At 42.9% G+C, this 21,334-nt stretch carries 27 protein-coding genes and 1 pseudogene; 24 read left to right on the top strand and 4 right to left on the bottom strand.

What is annotated here, in order from left to right:
* Positions 1–64: 64 nt before the first annotated feature.
* Positions 65–871 (top strand): AraC family transcriptional regulator, encoded by an 807-nt coding sequence (locus tag RCZ04_RS02965; RefSeq protein ID WP_460484474.1) that lies wholly within the window; start codon positions 65–67, stop codon positions 869–871.
* 130 nt (positions 872–1,001) lie between these two features.
* Positions 1,002–1,562 (top strand): sugar O-acetyltransferase, encoded by a 561-nt coding sequence (locus RCZ04_RS02960; RefSeq protein WP_460484473.1) that lies wholly within the window; start codon positions 1,002–1,004, stop codon positions 1,560–1,562.
* An 81-nt stretch (positions 1,563–1,643) separates the two neighbouring features.
* Here the strand turns inward: RCZ04_RS02960 and RCZ04_RS02955 are convergent, their stop codons facing one another.
* The gene (locus RCZ04_RS02955; protein WP_460484472.1) at positions 1,644–2,093 is read right to left on the bottom strand and encodes a hypothetical protein; all 450 of its coding nucleotides are present in this window, start codon (positions 2,091–2,093) and stop codon (positions 1,644–1,646) included.
* Positions 2,094–2,305: 212 nt separating this feature from the next.
* Between RCZ04_RS02955 and RCZ04_RS02950 the strand changes: the two genes are divergently transcribed.
* From RCZ04_RS02950 to RCZ04_RS02935, 4 genes are all read left to right on the top strand, one after another.
* Positions 2,306–2,629, top strand: coding sequence for a DMT family transporter (locus tag RCZ04_RS02950; protein WP_460484471.1), 324 nt, complete (start codon positions 2,306–2,308; stop codon positions 2,627–2,629).
* Positions 2,630–2,668: 39 nt separating this feature from the next.
* Complete coding sequence (locus tag RCZ04_RS02945) at positions 2,669–3,253, top strand: Crp/Fnr family transcriptional regulator (protein ID WP_460484470.1); 585 nt, start codon at positions 2,669–2,671, stop codon at positions 3,251–3,253.
* 94 nt (positions 3,254–3,347) lie between these two features.
* Positions 3,348–3,995 carry an NADPH-dependent F420 reductase gene (locus tag RCZ04_RS02940; protein ID WP_460484469.1) on the top strand — a complete coding sequence of 216 codons (648 nt, stop codon included), beginning with the start codon at positions 3,348–3,350 and terminating at the stop codon, positions 3,993–3,995.
* Between the two features lie 109 nt (positions 3,996–4,104).
* A complete protein-coding gene (locus RCZ04_RS02935; RefSeq protein WP_460484468.1) occupies positions 4,105–5,298 on the top strand; it encodes a dipeptidase in 1,194 nt (397 codons plus the stop codon).
* Between the two features lie 191 nt (positions 5,299–5,489).
* Here the strand turns inward: RCZ04_RS02935 and RCZ04_RS02930 are convergent, their stop codons facing one another.
* Positions 5,490–6,419 carry a DUF4421 family protein gene (locus tag RCZ04_RS02930; protein WP_460484467.1) on the bottom strand — a complete coding sequence of 310 codons (930 nt, stop codon included), beginning with the start codon at positions 6,417–6,419 and terminating at the stop codon, positions 5,490–5,492.
* Positions 6,420–6,546: 127 nt separating this feature from the next.
* On the opposite strand from RCZ04_RS02930, the gene RCZ04_RS02925 reads away from it, so the two are divergent.
* The 8 genes from RCZ04_RS02925 to RCZ04_RS02890 all read left to right on the top strand — a co-directional run bounded on the left by RCZ04_RS02925 (position 6,547) and on the right by RCZ04_RS02890 (position 12,203).
* Positions 6,547–6,870, top strand: a complete 324-nt coding sequence (locus RCZ04_RS02925; RefSeq protein ID WP_460484466.1) for a MoaF-related domain-containing protein — start codon at positions 6,547–6,549, stop codon at positions 6,868–6,870.
* Positions 6,871–6,875: 5 nt separating this feature from the next.
* Positions 6,876–7,448 (top strand): flavin reductase family protein, encoded by a 573-nt coding sequence (locus RCZ04_RS02920; RefSeq protein WP_460484465.1) that lies wholly within the window; start codon positions 6,876–6,878, stop codon positions 7,446–7,448.
* A gap of 245 nt (positions 7,449–7,693) precedes the next feature.
* Positions 7,694–8,512: an oxidoreductase gene (locus tag RCZ04_RS02915; protein WP_460484464.1), complete on the top strand. Its 819-nt coding sequence runs from the start codon at positions 7,694–7,696 to the stop codon at positions 8,510–8,512.
* A 1-nt stretch (position 8,513) separates the two neighbouring features.
* Entirely contained in the window at positions 8,514–9,011 is a 498-nt protein-coding gene (locus tag RCZ04_RS02910) for a hypothetical protein (protein ID WP_460484463.1), read from the top strand.
* Position 9,012: 1 nt separating this feature from the next.
* Positions 9,013–9,933 carry a helix-turn-helix domain-containing protein gene (locus RCZ04_RS02905; RefSeq protein ID WP_460484462.1) on the top strand — a complete coding sequence of 307 codons (921 nt, stop codon included), beginning with the start codon at positions 9,013–9,015 and terminating at the stop codon, positions 9,931–9,933.
* Between the two features lie 145 nt (positions 9,934–10,078).
* Positions 10,079–10,840 (top strand): SDR family NAD(P)-dependent oxidoreductase, encoded by a 762-nt coding sequence (locus RCZ04_RS02900; RefSeq protein WP_460484461.1) that lies wholly within the window; start codon positions 10,079–10,081, stop codon positions 10,838–10,840.
* A 74-nt stretch (positions 10,841–10,914) separates the two neighbouring features.
* Positions 10,915–11,400, top strand: coding sequence for a hypothetical protein (locus RCZ04_RS02895; RefSeq protein WP_460484460.1), 486 nt, complete (start codon positions 10,915–10,917; stop codon positions 11,398–11,400).
* The gene (locus RCZ04_RS02890; RefSeq protein ID WP_460484459.1) at positions 11,400–12,203 is read left to right on the top strand and encodes a helix-turn-helix domain-containing protein; all 804 of its coding nucleotides are present in this window, start codon (positions 11,400–11,402) and stop codon (positions 12,201–12,203) included. Before RCZ04_RS02895 ends, RCZ04_RS02890 begins: the two co-directional genes overlap by 1 nt.
* A gap of 69 nt (positions 12,204–12,272) precedes the next feature.
* Here the strand turns inward: RCZ04_RS02890 and RCZ04_RS02885 are convergent, their stop codons facing one another.
* The gene (locus tag RCZ04_RS02885; protein ID WP_460484458.1) at positions 12,273–12,926 is read right to left on the bottom strand and encodes an NAD(P)-dependent oxidoreductase; all 654 of its coding nucleotides are present in this window, start codon (positions 12,924–12,926) and stop codon (positions 12,273–12,275) included.
* Positions 12,927–13,055: 129 nt separating this feature from the next.
* On the opposite strand from RCZ04_RS02885, the gene RCZ04_RS02880 reads away from it, so the two are divergent.
* Complete coding sequence (locus tag RCZ04_RS02880) at positions 13,056–13,874, top strand: alpha/beta hydrolase family protein (protein WP_460484457.1); 819 nt, start codon at positions 13,056–13,058, stop codon at positions 13,872–13,874.
* Between the two features lie 40 nt (positions 13,875–13,914).
* Here RCZ04_RS02880 and RCZ04_RS02875 read toward each other — a convergent pair whose 3' ends face one another.
* Entirely contained in the window at positions 13,915–14,550 is a 636-nt protein-coding gene (locus RCZ04_RS02875; RefSeq protein ID WP_460484456.1) for an NAD(P)-dependent oxidoreductase, read from the bottom strand.
* A 115-nt stretch (positions 14,551–14,665) separates the two neighbouring features.
* On the opposite strand from RCZ04_RS02875, the gene RCZ04_RS02870 reads away from it, so the two are divergent.
* The 9 genes and pseudogenes from RCZ04_RS02870 to RCZ04_RS02830 all read left to right on the top strand — a co-directional run bounded on the left by RCZ04_RS02870 (position 14,666) and on the right by RCZ04_RS02830 (position 21,330).
* Positions 14,666–14,998, top strand: coding sequence for a winged helix-turn-helix transcriptional regulator (locus RCZ04_RS02870; protein ID WP_460484455.1), 333 nt, complete (start codon positions 14,666–14,668; stop codon positions 14,996–14,998).
* A gap of 138 nt (positions 14,999–15,136) precedes the next feature.
* On the top strand, positions 15,137–16,246 hold the full coding sequence (locus RCZ04_RS02865) for an MBL fold metallo-hydrolase (protein ID WP_460484454.1): 1,110 nt from the start codon (positions 15,137–15,139) through the stop codon (positions 16,244–16,246).
* A gap of 173 nt (positions 16,247–16,419) precedes the next feature.
* Complete coding sequence (locus RCZ04_RS02860) at positions 16,420–16,845, top strand: MarR family winged helix-turn-helix transcriptional regulator (RefSeq protein WP_460484453.1); 426 nt, start codon at positions 16,420–16,422, stop codon at positions 16,843–16,845.
* 9 nt (positions 16,846–16,854) lie between these two features.
* On the top strand, positions 16,855–17,277 hold the full coding sequence (locus RCZ04_RS02855) for an organic hydroperoxide resistance protein (RefSeq protein WP_460484452.1): 423 nt from the start codon (positions 16,855–16,857) through the stop codon (positions 17,275–17,277).
* 153 nt (positions 17,278–17,430) lie between these two features.
* Positions 17,431–17,955 carry a TetR/AcrR family transcriptional regulator gene (locus tag RCZ04_RS02850; RefSeq protein WP_460484451.1) on the top strand — a complete coding sequence of 175 codons (525 nt, stop codon included), beginning with the start codon at positions 17,431–17,433 and terminating at the stop codon, positions 17,953–17,955.
* Between the two features lie 9 nt (positions 17,956–17,964).
* A pseudogene (locus RCZ04_RS02845) lies at positions 17,965–18,797 on the top strand (CPBP family glutamic-type intramembrane protease).
* 169 nt (positions 18,798–18,966) lie between these two features.
* Complete coding sequence (locus RCZ04_RS02840; RefSeq protein ID WP_460484450.1) at positions 18,967–19,953, top strand: alpha/beta hydrolase; 987 nt, start codon at positions 18,967–18,969, stop codon at positions 19,951–19,953.
* Between the two features lie 142 nt (positions 19,954–20,095).
* Complete coding sequence (locus RCZ04_RS02835) at positions 20,096–20,875, top strand: AraC family transcriptional regulator (protein ID WP_460484449.1); 780 nt, start codon at positions 20,096–20,098, stop codon at positions 20,873–20,875.
* Between the two features lie 74 nt (positions 20,876–20,949).
* Entirely contained in the window at positions 20,950–21,330 is a 381-nt protein-coding gene (locus tag RCZ04_RS02830) for a VOC family protein (protein WP_460484448.1), read from the top strand.
* Positions 21,331–21,334 lie beyond the last annotated feature (4 nt).

The following is a 21,334-nucleotide window of genomic DNA, read 5'->3' as shown; positions in this document are numbered from 1 at the left end:
TAATTGAAAAAATATTCTTATCTTTGCGTCATCAATCTGAGCTGTGAAACCTAAAACCTAAGAAATGAACCTTATCAATCATTTTGGTGTATTTATCTCACATTTTACGGAAGATGAGACCTCTTGCGTGCCGGTGGTAGAAAACCATTCGCTTACTTACGTGTACAGTGGTGAAATGGAGTTTGACCTAATGGGCACCCAGCACTACGCGCACAAAGGTGATTGTGTGTTCTTGCGTCGCAACCACCAAACGCAATTCACGAAGCGCACTTTTCGGGGTGCCCCTTATAAGGGTATTAGCATTACCTTGAGTAGAGAGCTACTCAAAAAATACTTTACAGAGCACCAAAACAGCTTTCCTAAAAAGGAAATAGCCCGTACGGAGATTGACCTCTGTGCGCTACCCTTCTCTACGAATGAGGCGTTGCAAGTGCTATTTGCCGAAGCTCAAAGTTACGAAAACCGACCTCCTACTGAGGCTGAAGTACAAGCGCTATTGTACCGCACTATTAGGTTGTTACTCAATCACGACGAGGCGTTTTACCCTACGCTGTTTGATTTCTCAGCTCCTTGGAAGATTGACCTAATGGAGTTTATGAACCACAATTACCAATACCCGCTTTCGCTGACTGAGTTTGCTAAATATACAGGTAGGAGCTTAGCTTCGTTTAAACGCGATTTCGCGAAACTCAGCAACCTTACCCCCCAAAAATGGCTGATACAACGCCGGCTCAAGGAAGCCTATCACCGCATTTTTGACCGCAACGAGAAGGCTAACGAGGTGTATTTGGAAGTGGGATTTAAGGATATTGCGCACTTTTACCATTCGTTTAAAGATTTTTACGGATTTGTTCCATCAAGTAAAAGGTGAGGTGTCAGCGACACAAGGAGGAGTGAGCTACATAGGCAGGTGTCAGCGACACAAGCAGGTAAGAAGGTAAGGGGATAAATTGCTGATTATTTTATTACTTTTATCACATAAAACTTAAAATAGAAACCTTATGGAAAATATTTTTACTCGTCTTCTATCAGGGGAGACCGTCTCTTTCTTTGACCCTGATTATCATTTTATTCCAGAAGCTTGTGCCGAAAGCAAAAAGATTCTTGTGCGACTAAACACCACTGGCGACGCTACCGAAGCTAAAGAGCTGTTGCATCAGCTTTTTGGCGACAGGCTACACGAAACGGCTATGATTACCACGCCCTTGCACACTAATTACGGGCGGAATCTCAGCATAGGGGCGTATACTTTTATCAATCACGATTGCTCTTTCCTCGATTTAGGTGGTATCAGCATTGACGAGAGCGTGATGATTGCTCCGAAAGTAACTATTTCCAGCGAAGGACACCCTGTGAATGTAGCCGAGCGCCAGAGCTTGAGCGTGGGGCACGTGCATATCTGCAAAAATGTATGGATAGGAGCAGGAGCCGTGATTACGGCGGGTGTTACTATTGGGGAAAACTCGGTAGTAGCGGCGGGTGCTGTTGTGACTAAAGATGTCCCCGCCAATGTGGTAGTAGCTGGGGTACCTGCTAAGGTAATTAAAGAATTAACAAATTAGCAAATTTGAAAATCAGTAAATAAAAACTCCCCGTGTGGTAGGATTACCATACGGGGAGTTTTTGTATTTGTTTATTAGCTACTATTTCTTCAATCGTTTAAATACAAAGCGGGTGATGAAGAGCCCAGTAGAATCATCTTTACCCGAGTTGCTTTCAACGCCACTGGTAACGAAAGCTAATTCCCAACCCTCTTCACTCATCGTGTTGAGTTTAGAGGTGATAAGAGCATCGTTTGCCGCAATGTTTTGGAAGCGAATACCACCAATATTAAAGAAGTTCAGCAATTTAGTCTCGTCAAAACCTTTTACGCGAATATCATCGCGGTCACTTTTGTTGCGTTCATCGCCTTCTTCTGAGCGTGTAGTAGTAAAATCCTTATAATTGCGCTCATCGTTAGCCGAAATAAGTCGTGAACGCCCCATTCCTGAGGGGACTACCGATTCAACCGCTGTTACTACTTTAAATTCGTACGTTTGTGCTGTAGCTACAAAGCTCACAAGTACAAAACAATAAAATAAAATTCTTTTCATTTTTATACTATTTTAAAATTTCGGAGCAAAGGTATAAAAAAACTCACAAATAAAACAGAGGTTTTCTACACTAAAAGGCAAATTTTAATCGCCAACTTGCCCTCAAGGGGAGAGATGAAACAAAGCTTGAGACAGGCGTTACGCTTGTTACCTGAATTAAAACGGTGTCATTTGTATTAATTTTGTATCTTTGTCGCCCTAAACCCTAAACAATGGCTTGGATATATCTTATTTTGGCAGGGCTTTTTGAAGTCCTCTTTGTATTTAGTATGGGCAAAGCCCGTGAAACCGCAGGCAAGCAAAGTCTTGTGTGGTATGCGGTCTTTGCTTTGGCTATCACCCTGAGTATGTGGCTGATGATAAAAGCTACCAAAACCCTCCCCTTGGGCACTGCTTATGCGGTGTGGACGGGCATAGGGGCGGTAGGCTCAGTGACTATGGGAATGATTTTCTTCAAAGAACCCATCACCGTATGGCGCCTTGTGTTTATCACTACCCTTATTAGCTCCATCATCGGACTCAAACTCACACATTGATCGATTGTCATTTGGTTATACCTATATAATAACTGAAATATGCTCACCCCTCTTATCAACACCATAGAACAGATACTCCCGCTCACAGCTGAGGAGAAAGACTTATTAGCCGAGAGCTTTTCACCCCGCCTATACCGCAAGAAACAATACATACTGCAAGAAGGCGATACCTGTCATTACTCTTATTTTGTAGTCAATGGCTGCCTGCGTATGTACACTATCGACGAGAAAGGCAATCTTCATATCATTAGTTTTGCTGCCGAAAACAGTTGGATTAGCAGTATGAACAGCTTTTATACCGAAACCCCTTCCGCTTTTGCGATTGATGCCCTTGAGGATACTACCCTCTTGCGCATTCACCGCGACGATCTGTACACCTTATACCGCAAAGGCAGCAGGTTCAACCGCATCTTCCGCGTGCTTATTGAGCGCGCTTTTATGGCTTTGGAGCAACACGTAGTGCACACTGTGAGCACCTCGGTAGCACAGCGTTATGAGTACTTTGCCCAAAGCTACCCCCAACTCATCAACCGACTGCCACAAACCCAGATAGCGGCTTATTTGGGTATTACCCCCGTATCGCTCAGCAATGCCAAAGCCGATTTCTTAAGAGGAAAAAAATAAATTGCCTGTGCGGCTCGCACTTCTTAAAATATTTTATGGCAATGCCCCTGCCGTTTGTCGTACCTTTGCACCAGAATTTTAAAGGACATTAAAAATGAAAAACACACAGAAAATTGCCGTTATTGGCTTAGGAAACATTGGTAAGGCAGTAGCCGAAAATCTTAACAAAGGCGGTCGTCCTTTCATCGTTGCGGGGTGCGACCTCGCTAAAACAACTGAAACCGCTAAAGCGTGGCAAAATGCTGAGGTAGCCACTATTGATGCTGCCGTGAAAGAAGCCGACATCATTATCCCTGCTGTTTGGTTTGCAACAATAGCAGAGTTTATGGCGCAATACGCTGCCGACCTCAAAGGTAAAATCATCGTAGATGTATCCAACCCTATCGCTCCCAATGAGAATGGTGGCTTTAAGAAAATCATTGCCCCTGAGGCTTCAGCAGGCGAAATCAACGCCAGCAAACTGCCCGAAGGTGCTTATTTAGCCAAAACCTTAGGTACTTTAGGCGAAGCTTCTTTGCGCAACGAGGCCTTTGCTACCCCCCGCAAAGTACTCTTCTACGCTACCGACGAGCAAAGTATCAACCCTGCTGTAGAACAGCTCATCAAAGATTGTGGTTTTGAACCTGTACGCGTAGGCGGACTCAATCAGTCTATTCGCATTGAAGTATTCGGCGACCTTCACGAGTTTGGTGCTCTTGGCAAAACCATAACTTTAGACGAAGCAAAACAATTAGCAAATTAGCAAATCCCTGTGGTGAAGCACTCACTACGGGGATTTTTTATTTTCAAATGAGAAAATTACCAAATTATCACTATCTTTGCCCTCAGAAACTTAAAAACATATTATAGCAATGAACAAAACTTATTCAAGGCGTGAGTTCGCCAAAACACTCTTAGGGGCAGGGGTGGCTGCTACATTGCTACCTCATATTGCTTGGGCTTTGCCTGAAAAAGTAGACCCTAAAACAGCGCGCCTCGTAGCCCGCACCATAGGTATTGACACCCATAATCACGTTGATGTGCCTATGTTGGCCCAAGAAATGGCTGGCTATAACGTACCCTTAGCTGCCGAGCTACAGAAGTCAGGACTTACAGCTATCGGTATGACTTTTGCCGTTGATTACGTAAAACTTACCGAAGAAGGACAGGCTTACCAAAGATTCCTGAACGGTTTGGAAGTGATGGACAACATCCTAAAGACAAATGGTATGACCCGTGCCCTAACCCTTGCCGATATTAAAAAAGCCCACAAGCAGAAAAAGCCCACCGTTATACAGTCGGTAGAAGGGGCTCATTTCTTAGAGGGAAAGATAGAACGCCTGCAAGTAGCCTACGAGCGCGGACTGCGCCACCTTACCCTCTTGCACGACAATGATGCTTCCGTGCCCTTAGGCGATGTGTTTACCAATCCACCTCAATGGGGAGGTTTGACTACCTTTGGAGCAGAAGTGATTAAAGAGTGCGAACGCCTTGGCATATTGGTAGACCTTGCGCACGCTGCTAATAAAACGGTAGATATGGCATTGGAGGTAGCTACCAAGCCTATCATCTTTTCGCACACCAGCTCCAACAAGAGCCTGAGCAGTAACGAAATGCTGAACAAGATGATGATGCCTCGCCTTATGAGCGATGAGCAAGCTAAGAAAATAGCTCAAAAAGGAGGCGTCATAGGCGTGTGGGCAAACTTAGCCGAGAGCCCTCTTGCTTACGCCGAAAACATCAAAACCTTAGCCAATATAGTAGGGACTGACCATATTGCTATTGGCACCGATAGCAAGCTCACTCCTGAGTACAATTCGCCTAATGAAGTAAGACTCTTGCCTGAACTTCCTAAAGAAGGAGAAAAAGGCAAAGGAGATTTCCCTAAAAACGACAAACGTCTTAAAAAAGGAAAGACTACTAATGCGCTTTGGGAAGGAGAGACAGCAGGCTTTTACTACACCGTAGTAGATGCACTGCTAAAAGTAGGTTTCTCCGATAAAGACATTGCCAAGATAGGAGGCGAAAACTACTGCCGTATCTTTGATATTGCTACAAAAAAGTAAGGTTATAAAACAACAAATCCCCGTAATGCGGTTCGCACTACGGGGATTTTTCGTCATTTGTCACTCGTCATTCGTAATTATTCACTACCTTTGCTCCCGATAAACTTAAAAATAAATACCAATAAAAAAGAACATCATCATTGAAAGAAGTAACGGCCTTTATAAAGAAGCATTGATAACAAACCGACTAATTACTTTAGCGATGGTAACTTATACAGAAAGTGCTCCTTTTTCAGGTGAAAATGCTTAACGAACGACAATTGTATATCAGGTGTTATGATGCGAATAGGGGCTGCTTTATTGTTCAAATACACTGTCTTGGTATTAAAAATTGATAGCACACTCACAGCCCAATCTTTCTTTAAATAGGTAAATGAAAAACGTGTATTGATAGAAGGATATACTTTGAATTTCAACTTCTGTAAATCCTTTGTTTGATTGCCAAAGTTAAGTCCCATCATCAAAGCCCCTGTAAGTAGCCAATGCTCAGCAGGCACCCACGAGTAAGCATAACCAACATTCACCCCCCATTGTAGGTTTTCAAAATCTTTATCGGCTACACCTTCTTGGAGTATGCGATGCCAATAAAGTCCGCTACCTGAAAGCCAGCTTCCTGCTGATTTGAGTTGGCGTTCGCTCTGTTCAAAAGCAGCTTTTGCTGAGAATTTTTTAGTATTCCACACATAAGTGCCCTCTATGCCTATCTGTTGGGTTGAGAGATTAGGGAAAAGAGTGTATTGTTTTTCTTTTTTTTCAGTGTAAAAACCTGTGTATTTCTGATAGTAAAGGTCGATGAGAAAGCGATTGCCGTGGGTGTGCAATTGGAAGTCGGTGATGCTTGTTTTGAGGTTTACTTTATCTTTGAGGTGAAATAAATTTTGGGCATACTGAATGTTGAAGCCTAATACTTTGCTAAGCCCTAATCCTACCCCTAAACTGTAAGAATTATTAGGCGAATAGGTTATATCATCTTGGCTGAGCATTAGGGCTTTGGTGTCGGTAAAAACCCTAACCCATACAGGCTGTTCATAGGCTTTTACATAAGTGCTATCGCGCTCTTGTGCTAATATATTAAGGCACGAGAACAAGAAAAAGCTATATAATAACAAACGTTGATTCATTACTTTACTAATTAAAACAGTTGCAAAGGTAATAATATTTTGTTATTATTTTACTATCTTTGCCCCAACTAACACCTAAAACCTAACACCTAATGCCCACCCTGACGCTGGCGCGAGCTTGCAGCTCGTGTCGCCCCAAGTACAGCTCGTAGGCAAGCAGGCACTCCTAAAATACCCCGCCCTTACGGCAGAAGTACAGTACCTCAGCGACACTCAAATTCACTGGAAAACTACTGACGACAAAGGGCAAGTAGCCGAACAGACGAACGCTCTTACCCTCAAATCAATCAACCCAACACAGTACTTTCTCAGTTGGGTAGAGAACGACGGCACTACCGTAAGTCAGGTGGTGGATACTGAAAAAGGTACCGTTACTGCTTTTCTTACTTACGATGATAACGGCAAACGCGTAAGCCAACTCTTAGAAGGCTCTTTTGAACTGAAAAATTAAAAATTATGAGTATACAAGCTGTTGAAACACAAAAAGTCCATCGCCTTTTCAATGTAGGTCCCACTACTATGGTTTCGGCTAAACACGATGGCGTAGCAAATGTAATGTCGGTAGCGTGGGTTACTCCCTTAGAGTACGACCGACTAATGCTGATTATAAGCTACGAGAACTTCACCCGCAAGCTGATTGAGAAAAATGGTTATTTTGCGGTACAAGTACCCGTAGCCCAGCAAGCGGAGTTGGTGCTAAAAGTAGGCACTATCAGCAAGAACGACCACCCCGATAAGATTGACAACGTGCCTTTGTTCTATCAAGAAGGTTATGATGTGCCCTTGGTAGAAGGCTGTGCCGCTTGGGTGATTTGCAAACTCATCGATGAACCCGAAGTACGCGAGAAATACGACCTTGTAATGGGGCAAGTAGTAGCAGCGTGGAGCGACGACCGTATCTTCCGCAAAGGGCATTATGAGTTCGACGAAGTTCCCGATGAATTGCGCACCCTGCACTATGTAGCAGGCGGTCAGTTCTACACCATAGGTAAAGGAATGAAGTTCGACAAAGGTCTTGAATTACCTTAATCAATAGGCTACAAACTGTACAATAACAAAATCCCTGTAGATGCTATTCACATCACAGGGATTTTTTTACTCTTAAAACAGGCTATCTATGATTTGTATACAAATTTCTGTAATTTGTATTCTTCTGTTTTACAAAACCGCCGTACTTTTGCCCCCGAAATCAGATGTTAGGTTTTAGGTCATAGGCATCAGGCCACAGATTATAGCTTTTAGAATAATAACTAAACACTAAAAATAAATCAAATATGAAAAAAGTAATTGTAATTACAGGAGCAAGCTCTGGAATGGGCAAAGAAACAGCTAAAAAACTTATTGGCGAAGGGCATACCGTTTATACCCTTGCTCGTCGCGTAGAACAAATGGACGACCTCAAGGCCTTGGGCGGACATCCTATCAAAATGGATATTGCTAACGAAGAAGAGGTGAGCCAAGCAGTACAGACAATCATCAACAAAGAAGGCAAAATAGATGTGTTGTGGAACAACGCTGGCTTTGGGCTCTACGGTTCAGTAGAAGATGTGCCTTTAGAGGAAGCACGCAAACAAATGGAAGTGAACGTGTTCGGTCTTGCCTTGATGACGCAAAAAGTAGTACCTTATATGCGCGAAAAGCAATCGGGACTCATCATCAACACCTCGTCAATGGGCGGTAAAATGTACTTCCCGATGGGGGCTTGGTACCACGCCAGCAAGCACGCTGTTGAGGGACTGTCCGACTGTTTGCGTTTGGAACTCAAACCTTTTGGTATCAACGTAGTAGTACTTGAACCTGGCTTTATCGCTACTGAGTTTGGCAGTGTGCTATTAGAGCAATTCGGCAAAATCAAACAAGATTCAGCCTATCGCCCTATAATGGACAAGATTGTAGAGGGTACTAAAAAATCAGCAGAAGCAGGAGGCTCGTCTTCCCCCGAAGTTATTGCTGAAGCAGTGTCAAAAATCATCCGCAGCAACAAACCCAAAACCCGTTACCGTGTGGGTAAATTCGCCAAACCTATGGTGTGGATGCGCACTTACTTAGGCGATGAACTATTCGATAAAATTGTAATGTCTCAAATGAAATAATATGAATCTATTTGAATACACACAAAACTGGCTTAAAGGCGAGCTTTTTGAAGGAAAGCTCGTCCTTGCCTTTGCTATTATTACAGCCCTCTTGGGGGTAGCTTTTTGGAAATTCGGCAATACCCCTACTGCCAAAGCTCTTTTGTTGCCCTTACTCGTCATAGGGGCTATTTACGCAGCTGTGGGTACTACCCTTATCACTTCCAACGGTAAATATCGCACTACTTTCGAGGCACAATACCAAGAGAGCCCTACTGCTTTTGCCGAAAGCGAAAAAGCACGCGTAGAAGGCTTCCAATATCAGTATGTAATTTCAAAAGCAGTGGCTACCGCTTGCTTTATCATTACCTTACTCATCTTTTGGTTTAGCAAAAGCTATATGTGGCAAGGGGTGGGCATAGGGCTTACCTATTTCGGCTTAGTGGGCTTAGTGGTTGATTATTTCTCACAACACCGCGCCGAGAGCTATTACCAGCATATTTTACAAGCGTTGAATTAATATGAACAATATCATTCATTTAGACCGTATCAGTCAAATTTACCAGTGGTTGCCCAAAGACTCTATGCAGCACCCTTTGGTAGCGGTAATTGATTTCTCTAAATACCAAGAACCTTTCCCTCAGCATTTGGAATTTACCTTTGGTTTTTACGCCTTGCTTTTCAAAAACCACTGCACTAACCGAATGAAATACGGGCAGCAGTCGTGTGATTTTGACAGTGGTAACCTGGTATGTATTGCCCCTAACCAAGTAGTGAGTTCTGGCGAAGCCAACATTTCATTAGCTGAAGAAGTATCGGGCTGGGGACTCTTCTTCCACCCAGACCTGCTCAAAGGTACCCCCTTGAGTCGCACTATGCGCGAATACACTTTCTTTGACTACGAGATAAATGAAGCGCTCCATCTCTCAGACAAAGAGAAAAACCGACTTAACAGCATAGTAGCCCAGATTACAGGCGAGCTTTCCGAGAATATCGACAAACACAGTCAGCGGCTTATAGTGAGTAACATAGAGCTACTGTTGAACTACTGCAACCGCTATTACGACCGTCAGTTTATTACCCGCAAGGTAACCAATAGCGATACCGTTAGCAAGGTGGAAGAGCTGCTCAGCACTTATTTTGCTACACCAGAACTATCAAGTAAAGGCTTGCCTACCGTAAAATACCTCGCTGCTGAGGTATGCCTATCGCCCAATTACCTCAGCGACCTGCTGAAAAAAGAGACAGGAATGAGTGCGCAAGACTACATCCATCATCATCTCATCAACGAAGCCAAACACCTGCTCACCACTACCAATAGGACGGTAAGCGAGTTAGCTTTTGATTTGGGGTTTGAGTACCCTCAGTATTTCTCACGTCTCTTCAAACAAAAAGCAGGCGTAAGCCCTAATGAGTTTAGGAGTCTGCAACATCAAGCATAAAACTAAAACAAAATCCCCGTAGTGAGAGCCATACCTACGGGGATTTTTATTGCTTTTTCGTCAGAACAATTATTTGAACCTTACAGAAAAACAAGCTGACCCAAATCGGCGTAATTTTGCACCCAGAAATTTAAATATAAAGAAAATGAGTAAAACAGCTCTTATTACAGGCGGTGCTACTGGCATCGGAAAACAAACCGCTATCAGGTTATTACAAAAAGGTATCAACGTGGTGATTACAGGCAGACGTAAAGAAGTAGGCGAAAAAGCTGCTGCCGAATTGGCTCCTATCGCTACCAATGGTGCCAAAATTAAATTCGTACAGAACGATGTGAGAGACGAACAAGCTGTAAAACAACTTATCGCCGACATCGTTAGCGAGTTCGGTTCATTAGATTATGCTGTGAACAACGCGGCTGTTCCTTTAGAAACTGCACAGCTCCCTCAATCAAATACCGATTTGTACAAGGAGATGGTAGACATCAACATCTTAGGGGTGTATTACTGTATGAAGTACGAAATCGCCCAAATGCAACAACAAGGGGGTGGAGCGATTGTGAACCTTTGTTCTATTGCAGGACTTAACGGCATTCCTTACGCCAATACCTACGCTTCTACTAAGCACGCCGTTGTAGGACTTACCAAATCGTGCGCTCTCGACCACGCTACTGAAGGTATTCGCATCAATGGGGTAGCCCCAGGTGCTACGCGTACCGAGATTATCGCTAAGCAAATTTCAGGTGAAGACGAAAATATTGACCCTGAAGAACTCAATCGTATGCACCCTATGAACCGTATGGGGCTACCTGAAGAAATAGCTGGCGGTATCGCTTGGCTCCTTTCTGATGAAGCTTCATTTGTAACAGGTCATATCCTCAGCATTGACGGCGGTTTCCAAGCTAAATAATCTTAAATAAAACAACAGATTGCCAAAATAATCGGCAGTCTGTTGTATCTTTGCACTTTAAAAACAATTAAAAAATGATACAAAACACATTAAACTGGTACAATGGCGAGCTTTTTGAAAGCAAATTTATCTTCGGCACAGGCGTTGTCCTTATCGTTATCGCCTTATTATTTTATTATTTAGGCACTACTCAAGGGGCTAAAGCTCTCCTTATTCCCTTAGTAGCTTTAGGTTTGCTATTTGGAGTGATAGGTGCTTCAGGATATATTGGCAACTCCAAACGTATAGTAGTAGCCCAAGAACAATACCAAGAAAACCCCAAAGCTTTTCAGCAAGCCGAAATCAAGCGCGTAGAAGGCTTTATGTACCTCTACCCTATGTCGGTAACCATTAGTTTGGTTTGCTTCCTTATAGCGGTAGGACTATTGTATTTCGTAAAAAATATCCATTGGCAAGCTGTTGCTATGGCTCTCATTATCTTAGGCAGTGGTTTTGCAGTGATTGATTACTTCTCCAAAGAAAGAGCCCTACACTATTACGAAACCTTAAAAAGTAACTAATGCTTACCGATAGAACTCGCAGTAAAATTCTTTTCTCTTGCACTGGTAGTCCCGAAAAGAACTATGACAGTTTTGTGGAAGACCACGCCATTTGCTATGTACTCAACGGAATGATGACCATACACGACGGCGTTGAAACTACCGATTTTCGTACCGGTGAAATTGCCTTTATTGCTAAAAATCAACTGCTAAAAGTACAAAAGCACCCCGATAACAACCAGCCTTTTATGTCGGTTACGGTGTTTTTGCCTAAGGAAATGCTCTTTTCTTACAGCAAAGAAAACAACTTACAGCGACAAGGTATTTATACGGGAAAACCAAATTTTGTACTGCAACGCAATCCTTTTTTAAAAGGCTATTTTCAGTCGATGACTCCTTATTTTGAAGATGAAAAGGCACTCAATGAGCGATTGGAGAAACTCAAAACCTTTGAGCTTATTGAGCTGCTTATCCGAGACATTCCTCTGCAAAATCTTTTGTTCAACTTTGAGGATACTTATAAAATAGACCTTGAAGCCTATATGAACCGCTATTATGCACATAATATTCCCTTAGAGAAATTCGCTCAACTTACGGGCAGAAGTCTCTCTACCTTTAAGCGTGATTTTCAAGAGATTTTTGGTGAAACGCCTAATAAATGGTTAGTAAAAAAACGATTAGAATTGGCTTACTATCTCCTTTCTTCACAAAAGGCAAAACCTTCTGATGTGTATTTAGACGCAGGCTTTGTAAACTTCTCACATTTCTCGCGTATTTTCAAAGAAACCTTTGGTAAAACGCCTTCTGAAGTAGTAAATAATTAAACACAGCAAACTCCCCGTAGGAGTGTGCCGCTCCTACGGGGAGTTTTTTATTTGCTTGTGCGGCTCGCACTATTCTGCGGCGGTAAAGCGTTCAAATAGGTGTGCTTTTTGCTCAGTAACATCAGCTAATACTATCGCTAAATCGGGTACTGAAATATTAGCAGGACTACCATCGGCGTTGGTAAGCACATCGTCTTTGCCTATGCGATATTTACCAGTCTTTTCAAAAGTTAAAGGCGCTACGGCAAACATCGCAGCAGGCGAGAAGAACGCCCAGTTTACATCACGACGCGGTTTGAGTTCATTGAGCAATACACGCGCTGCATTGGCACCAGGGTACACCTCTTTAGGAAATTCAGGAGTGTCTACCAACTGCACTCCTGGGGCTATGTATAGGCTACCTGCACCGCCTACTACCAATAGATAAGGCACTTGCGCCTCCTTACTCGCTTTGAGGATTGCCTGGTAACCTTTGGTGAAATCTTCAGCAAGGTTAGGGTTCGTCCACCCTGCATTGAAAGCTGAAACAACCGCATCACAACCTTTAAGCGTTTCGGCAAAAGCGGGTGAATGCACATCAGTCGCTACTGCTTTTACGTTAGGGGCTGAAAACACTTTTTCAACATTGCGGGCTACGGCAATCACTTCGTGTCCTCTGCTTGACAATTCTTTTACGGTAGCGTCACCTACCAAGCCTGTGGCTCCTATGACTACAATTTTCATATTTTTGTTCTTTTAAAAATTAAACTCGGTGGCAAAGGTAGAAATAAATCAGCAAATTAGCAAATTGGTTGATTGACAAATTATCACTACCTTTGCCCCGAGAAACTTAAAAATCTTATTAGTTTTATTATGCAAAAAAACATTATCACTTTAGTAATCGCTTGTATGACACTTATGTACACTGCCAACGCACAAACTACTGAGAACCTTACCCTTGAGGGGAGTAAAGGCAAACTGGCTGCTACCTTGCAAATGCCTAAAATAGAAAAAGGCAAAAAGGTGCGAATGGTCATCATCTGTCACGGCTTTAAGGCAGATAGAGAACGCTCCCTATTGCGCGCTATTGCCGATGAACTGCAACAGGCAGGTATCGCCAGTATCCGCTTTGACTTCAATGGTTGCGGTGAAAGTGAGGGTAGGTTTGAAGATATGACGGTACTGAACGAAATTGAAGATGCTAAAAAGGTTATCGCCTACGCCCAGCAACTGCCTTGGGTAAGCGGTATTAGTCTTGTAGGGCACTCGCAAGGAGGGGTAGTAGCCTCAATGGTTGCGGGCGAACTGAAGAAAACGATTAAAAGTTTGGTGCTCTGTGCTCCCGCTGCGGTATTACGCGACGATGCTTTGCGCGGCAATACCCAAGGGGCTATTTACGACCCGCACAATATCCCTGAGTATGTAGATCTCATCCAAGGTTATCGTATGGGGCGCGACTATGTAGCTACGGCACAAACCCTCCCTATTTACGAAACGGCACGCCAGTACAAAGGTGCTGCCCTCGTGATTCACGGCACTTACGATGTGGTAGTGCCTTACACTTATGGCGAGCGTTACCACCAAGGGTACAAAAACAGTCAGCTGATTTTGCTACCTAAAGTAGATCACGGTTTTAGAGGTGCAGAAGCTACCACTGCCAAAGAAGTAACCGCCTTTATAAAGAAACACTAAATAATTTGCTAATTGGCTAATTTGCCAATTGGCAAATTAACTAACTCCCTATAATCGGCATTCGGTGGATGTATTTTTTGTTCTCTACTTGTGCCACCATAAAAGCTGCAATGTCTTCACGTGAAATAGCAAACCTTATAGAACGCTCGCCAAAAGTTACTTTTACCTTTCCTTTGTAGGGTGAGTTTTTAGGAGCAAGGAACCGAACTATCGTCCAATCGGTATGGGATTCTTGTATGAGTTTGCCAATGGCTATCAATTGCTTTTTGCCTTTAGGAAAGAGTATTCCTGCCATAAAAGCAGGCAACACTGTAGCAACCGACCTTTTGTCTTCTTGGGTTTTAACACTTGGCGTAGCCCAATCTACAAGGCGTTTTATCCCATTGGCACGCATCGCACGGAGCAAGATTTCGTGTCCTCTTAGCTCTTCATCGCCTACAAGGCTATCTTTCATACTAATGCCTACGCACCATATCACTGCATCAACGCCTTTAAGCGCAGTAGTCATAGCAGCTTCGTCTAAAATTTCACCTTTTACCACTTCTAAGCGTTCGTGTTTTTCTTGTATTTTCTGCGGGTTACGCACGTAGGCTGTTACTTCATAACCCTTTGCTAAGGCGTGCTTTACTGCCCATTTGCCGATGCCTCCTGTGGCACCAAATATAACTACTTTCATTGTTTTTTACGTTTAAATTAGGGCGCAAAGATAAAACCTTTTTCAGCAGAAAATTAGCAAGTTACCTCAATGTAAGTATTTTTGCGTATCTTTGCACCGAAAAAAACAATACCTAATGACTTCAACTGCCAGGTGTAACCTATCTCTTTTGCAAGTGCGCGATGCCTTAGATATTATCGGAGGGAAATGGCGCATCCCTATCTTAATGGCAATAGCCGATGGCAACTATAGGTTTAAAGATATTTTAAACGCTATCCCCAAGCTCTCAGCTAAAGTACTTACTGAAGAACTAAAAGTGTTAGAAATCAACTTACTTGTAGAGCGTGTTTACGACGACAATACCTCTGTAACCACCTATCATACTACCGAACACGCTCGCAGTTTATCAGCAGTAACCCAAGCCCTTGAGCACTGGGGCAACATTCACCGCGAGAAGATAACACAATAGTGTTGAAAAGCAAAAACTCCCCATAATGAAAGCCGCATTTATGGGATTTTTATTAACTGCTTGTGCGGCTCGCACTTAATCACTACCTTTGCCCCCCCAATCCAATTTGCTAATTAGCAAATTTACAAATTTAAAAGAATGCTTAAACTTAAAAAAATCCTCAAGCGTATGCTTTACACTATCCTTATTCTCGTTGCTATAATAGGCATTGGGGCTGCTATTGTGCTCAATCTGCCTAACTTTGGGGCTATCCCTTCGGGCGAACGCTTGGCACGCATTGAGCAATCACCTAACTACCGCGATGGGCAATTCCAAAACTTAGAGCACACTCCACAACTCACCTCCCGCAACTCATTTTGGCAAACACTGTACGAATACTTTTTCCCCGATGTAAAAGATCTATCGCCTGCTGAGGTGTTGCCCGCCGTACAAACCGACCTCAGTACCCTGCCCGACAACAGTATGGTATGGTTTGGGCATTCTTCTTATCTGCTCAATCTCAACCAGAAAAAGATATTAGTAGACCCTGTTTTTTACTCAGGTTCGCCTTTTTGGTTTATGGTAAAACCTTTTAAGGCGACTTACAACTATTCCTCAGCCGATATGCCTGCTGTTATTGATATACTTGTGCTCACCCACGACCATTGGGATCACCTTGATTATACCGTGATGAAAGAACTAAAAGACCGTGTGCAACACGTGGTTTGTCCGCTGGGCGCAGGAGCTCATTTGGAGTATTGGGGCTTTGACCCTGCTAAGATTACCGAACTCGATTGGCAAGACGAAACTACAGTGGATAGTCTCAAATTCACCTGCCTGCCTACTCGCCACTTCTCAGGTCGTGGCTTGCGTCGCGCCAAAAGCCTTTGGGGGTCGTTTATGGTGGAAACAGGTACCTATACCGTCTACATAGGCGGCGATGGGGGGTATGGCAAGCACATCGCTGAAATAGGCAAACGCTTCCCTCACATCGATTTAGCTTTGATGGAAAACGGACAGTACAACGAGAATTGGAAATACATTCACTTCCTACCCGAAGACCTCCGCAAAGCCCTGAACGAGATAGGTGCCAAACGCTATTTCACAGGGCACAACAGCAAGTTTGTTTTGGCACAACACCCTTGGTATGAGCCTATGCGCAACGTGCAGGCATACGCCAAAGAGGACAGCCTCAATGTCATTACCCCCAAAATAGGCGAAGTCGTTCACATCGACCAACCCGATGAGCAGTTTGAAGTGTGGTTTTAGATTAGGTAAGAGATAAGAGATAACAAAATCCCTGTAGTGCATTCGCACTACGGGGATTTTTTTATTATACAACCTCCTCATTCCTAACACCTAAAACCTAATGCGAAATTATATTGTGCAAAATTTGTTAGTTTAAAATAAAGTTGTACCTTTGCACCCGAAATACAACAACAATGGCAAACGATCTTTTGAAATTAGAAGCCCAAGTATGCTTCCCGCTATATGCTGCCTCGCGTGAGATTACCCAGCAGTACGCTAAGTACCTCACACCTTTAGACCTTACCTATCCGCAGTACTTAGTGTTGATGGTGCTGTGGGAAACCGATAACCTTACGGTGAACACCATAGGCGAAAAACTGTATTTGGACAGCGGTACGCTCACGCCCCTGCTCAAGCGTATGGAAGCCAAAGAGCTCATCACCCGCACCCGCAGCAAAGACGATGAGCGTGTGGTGCTGGTAAGTCTCACCGAGGCGGGCAAGAAGCTCAAGCGTAAAGCTAAAGCTATCCCTACCCAGTTGCGCGCCGAAACCGCCCTTACCGATGAGGAGCTGGATACCCTTAGAACCCTTGCAAATAAATTATTAAATCACAAATAAAAGAAGACAATGACACCAATGTACACAGCAGTTGCCACCGCCAATGGTGGCCGTAACGGAAAAGTAGTTTCCGATAATGGCGTATTAAGCCTTGAAGTGCGCACCCCTAAAGCCTTAGGCGGCGCCAATGACGATTACACTAACCCCGAACAGCTATTCGCTGCAGGTTATGCTGCTTGTTTTGACAGCGCGCTGAACTTAGTAGCCAAACAAGCTAAAGCCCCTATAGGCGAAACGACTGTAACAGCCCACGTATCTATAGGGAAGAATGACAATGGTGGTTTTGGTTTAGCCGTAACCCTACAAGTGAACGTGCCTGGCGTATCACAACAAGAAGCCGAAGCCCTTGTAGCCAAAGCTCACCAAGTATGTCCGTATTCCAACGCTACCCGCGGCAACGTAGAAGTAAAATTAGAAGTAACGAACAATTAGCAGATTAGAAAATTAGCAAATCCCCGTAGGTGCGGCACGTACCTACGGGGATTTTTTTATTACTTTTTCTCAACAAAACTTGTAGGTTTAAAAAAATATACTATCTTTGCACTACAATATAACAGGTGTTATACAAACAATTGATTAGAGAATATGGCAAAACTGACAACGATAACCCAAGAAGTGATTGTAGCAACTGCTTTTGAAATGGTGCGAAAAGAAGGTTTTGGAGTGCTTTCTGCCCGAAATATCGCCAAACAAATAGGTTGTTCTACCCAACCTATTTATTGGTGCTATAAAAATATGGACGACCTTAAAGCCGAAATCTGCAAAAAGGCGCTCGTATATCTTCAAAACTTGATACTCAACTACTCAAAAACGGGCGATATGCTTTTAGATTTGGGACTGGGGTATGTGCGTACGGCGCATACGGAACCTGCCTTATTTAAAGCCTTTTATATGGATAATATCACCAATGCAAAGCTGAATGATATTTTCCCCGAAAGCAAAAAGGTAATTGAAATTATGAAAAGTAGCGAGGAATACCAACAGTTATCAGAACAAGAAATAAAAAATGCTATCGCCAAAGCTTGGATGTTAGTTCACGGTATCGCTTCGTTAGTAGCTGTAGATATGTTAGTTTACAACGAAGAGAAAATTTTAGAGATTTTAAAATGATTGAATCTTATGAAAACAAACAAAAAAAACTTCGGAATGTCCTCTTATTTAGCTTGGTAGCCATCGGATGTGGATGGGCAGGCATTGGGGTAAACCAATTGCTTGGCGAACCTTCTAACTTAGAGTCGTTAGGCTCAGGGATTTTTATTGCGACTCCGATGCTATGTATGATTTTGCTTCGCCTTTTTGGGGGCGATGGGTGGAGAGATTTCCCTCTAAAACCTCGTTTCAAGCAAAATACGCGTTGGTATCTCTTTGCCATTGCTGTCTACCCCATAGTGGTTGGCACAACGCTATTGATTGGCAAGCTATTAGGTTGGGTAGATATGAGCAAGTTTAGTGTTGGTGCCTGTTTGCCTGTACTTATGGTAGCTTTTTTACCCAGTTTTATCAAAAATATCTTTGAAGAGTCGGCGTTTAGGGGGTATCTCACGGTAAAAATGGAGCAGCTCACTGAAAACGAATGGGTGGTTTATTTGGTGGTGGCAGTGGTGGCGCAAATATGGCACCTGCCCTACAACCTCGTTTTCTTGGACGATGCTTACCAAGCAACTTTTTTCCCTTATAGCAAAGGGTTATTTGTTTTAGTGAGCTTGGCAGTGATTGCTGTTTGGACGATAATGTACACCGAGATTTTCTTCCTCTCGCGTTCGCTCTTATTGGTAGTTTTGTTGCACACGATGAAAGACGTTTTCAATCCTCTTATTTCAGAAGGATTTGTCGTGATTTCGCCCGATAAAACGCTGTTAGTATCGCCTCTTTTTGGGCTTATCCCCACACTGATGTACTTAGCGATAGGGTTGTATTTGAGGCGTGTACGGAAGAAAAATATCATAAAATAACGTGAGTTCTACGTAATCAATTATTTGATAATCAAAAATATTATTAAAAATTTCTCCCGCGAATCTCACGAATTTTCACCTGCCGGTGAATATCTTATGATAAAATGTAAGATACAATTGTTAATCAGTAGTTTATTATATCGAACTCACGTTAAAATAAATAAGTAATATGTATTCAAGCAAAGAAAACCCCGTAAATGCAGCTTCTTGGGACAAGACTTTCCCGAAAAGCAACAAAGTAGAACACAAAAAAGTATCGTTCAAAAACCGCTATGGTTTTACTCTTATCGGCGATTTGTATTTCCCAAAAAACGCTGAAAATAAACAGCTTGCTGCCCTTGCCATTTGTGGAGGATTTGGAGCTGTAAAAGAACAAGCCTCAGGATTTTACGCTCAAACTATGGCTGAAAGAGGCTTTGTAACCCTCGCCTTTGACCCTTCGTATACGGGCGAGAGCAGCGGTGAGCCTCGCAATGTAGCTTCGCCTGAAATCAATACCGAAGACTTTTCGGCAGCGGTAGATTGCTTAGGATTGCAACCTTTTATTGATAGAGAAAAAATAGGTGTGATAGGCATCTGTGGTTGGGGAGGTTTTGCCTTAAGTGCTACGGCTATCGATACGCGCATCAAGGCTGTAGCAACAATGGTAATGTACGATATGACCCGCGTTTTTAGCAAAGGTTATTTTGATGCCAATACCCCCGAAATGCGCAAGGAAATGAAACGTTCGCTCAATGCTACGCGTTGGACGGATGCCGAAACTGGAACCCCTACGCCAGGTTACCCTATGCCCGACAAGCCTTCGGATAAAGTTCCTGAGTTCTTGAATGACTATATTCAGTTTTACAAAACTCCAAGAGGTTTTCACGAGCGTTCGGTTTCCAATAATGTTTGGACAGCAACCACCCTGCTTTCATTTATGAATTTCCCGCTACTTTCGTATGCCGATGAAATTGAGGTGCCTACGCTTATCATTGCAGGCGAAAACGCCCATTCTCGCTATATGAGTGAAGATGCCTACAAATTAGTGGGGAGTGATAAAAAAGAACTGTTGATTGTCCCCAATGCCCGCCACACCGATTTTTACGACAATCAAGCAGGAGTCATTCCGTTTGATAAATTAGAGGCATTTTTTAAAGAAAGTTTAGCAAATTAGAGAATTAGCAAATTAGCAAATTCGTAAATGAAAAATCCCCGCAGTGCGTGCCTCACAGGCAGTTACTACGGGGATTTTTCCTCATTCGCAACTCGTCATTCGTAATTATTTACTATCTTTGCCCCGATAAATAAAAAAACTGATGTTCCCTCTTCACCCTTACTATCACCCCGTACAAGCTCGCATACCTCACACTCAAAGTGAGGTAAGCTATAGAGAGTTTGTGCCTACTGAAGCGTTACAACCCTTCATTTACTGTTATTGGGAACTAAAAACAAATACAAACCTCGCTACTACATTTACTTATCGCGTTATTGCCGATGGTTGTGTCGATATCTTTTTTAATCTCACTAACCCCCAAGAAAGCTCACTAATGGGGTTCTGTAAAAACTACACCGAATTTCCTATGGAGGGAGAGTTTCATTACATAGGTATCCGCTTTTTGCCTGCAGTCTTCCCTTTGTTGTTTGAGCAAGATGCTTCGGAAGTACGCCAGCAAGAAATTCCTTTGCGAGATATTGTCCCCTCATTGGCAACTTTTATTGTGCAGCACTGTTACCAGCATTCGGCTAAAGAGATACGAGAGCAGTTAGACCATTATTTTATAAACTATCTCGCAGGAAAAAATTTGCGTATTGACAATCGCTTCTTTGTAGCATTGAAGACTATTTTGCAGCACAAAGGAACAACTCCTATTCACACTTTAAACACAGGCATCAGTAACCGACAGTTGCGCCGCTTGTTTGATTATTACATAGGCGACAGTCCGAAGACTTTTAGCAAAATCGTACGCTTTCAGCATATCCTAAGTGAAAAAGCCTATCACAATCACTCTTTTTTAGACACTTATTACGACCAAGCGCATTTCATTAAAGACTTTAAAACTTTTTACGGCGATACACCAAGCAAGGTGATTGTTTAAAGAATGTCCGTTTTTTACAATCACAATTGCCAAGCCCATTGTACTTTTGCCCCCAAATTTAAAAGTACATTAAAATGAAATTAAACGCGGGTATTATCACCGAAAAATTAGCAGAAAGCAAAGCATTCTATACTGAAGTATTAGGCTTTGGAGTAAGTTTTGAAAACGACTTTTACTTATTGTTACACACCCCTAATGGGACAGCAGAAATCAGTTTTTTATTACCTCATCACTCTTCTCAGCAACCGCTTTTTCAACCTCCTTTTCAAGGACAAGGGGTTTATCTCACTATAGAAGTTGAAAATGTAGATGAAGTGTACCAATCGCTAAAAGCCAAAGGCGTACCTATCGCTATAGAATTGCGTGATGAACCTTGGGGCGACCGCCATTTCGCTATCACCGACCCTAATGGTATAGGTATTGACATCGTAACCTATTCCGCTCCTGAAAATTAATTAT

The sequence above is a fragment of the Capnocytophaga sp. HP1101 genome (assembly GCF_054772415.1).
This window is presented reverse-complemented; position numbering and strand designations above follow the sequence as displayed.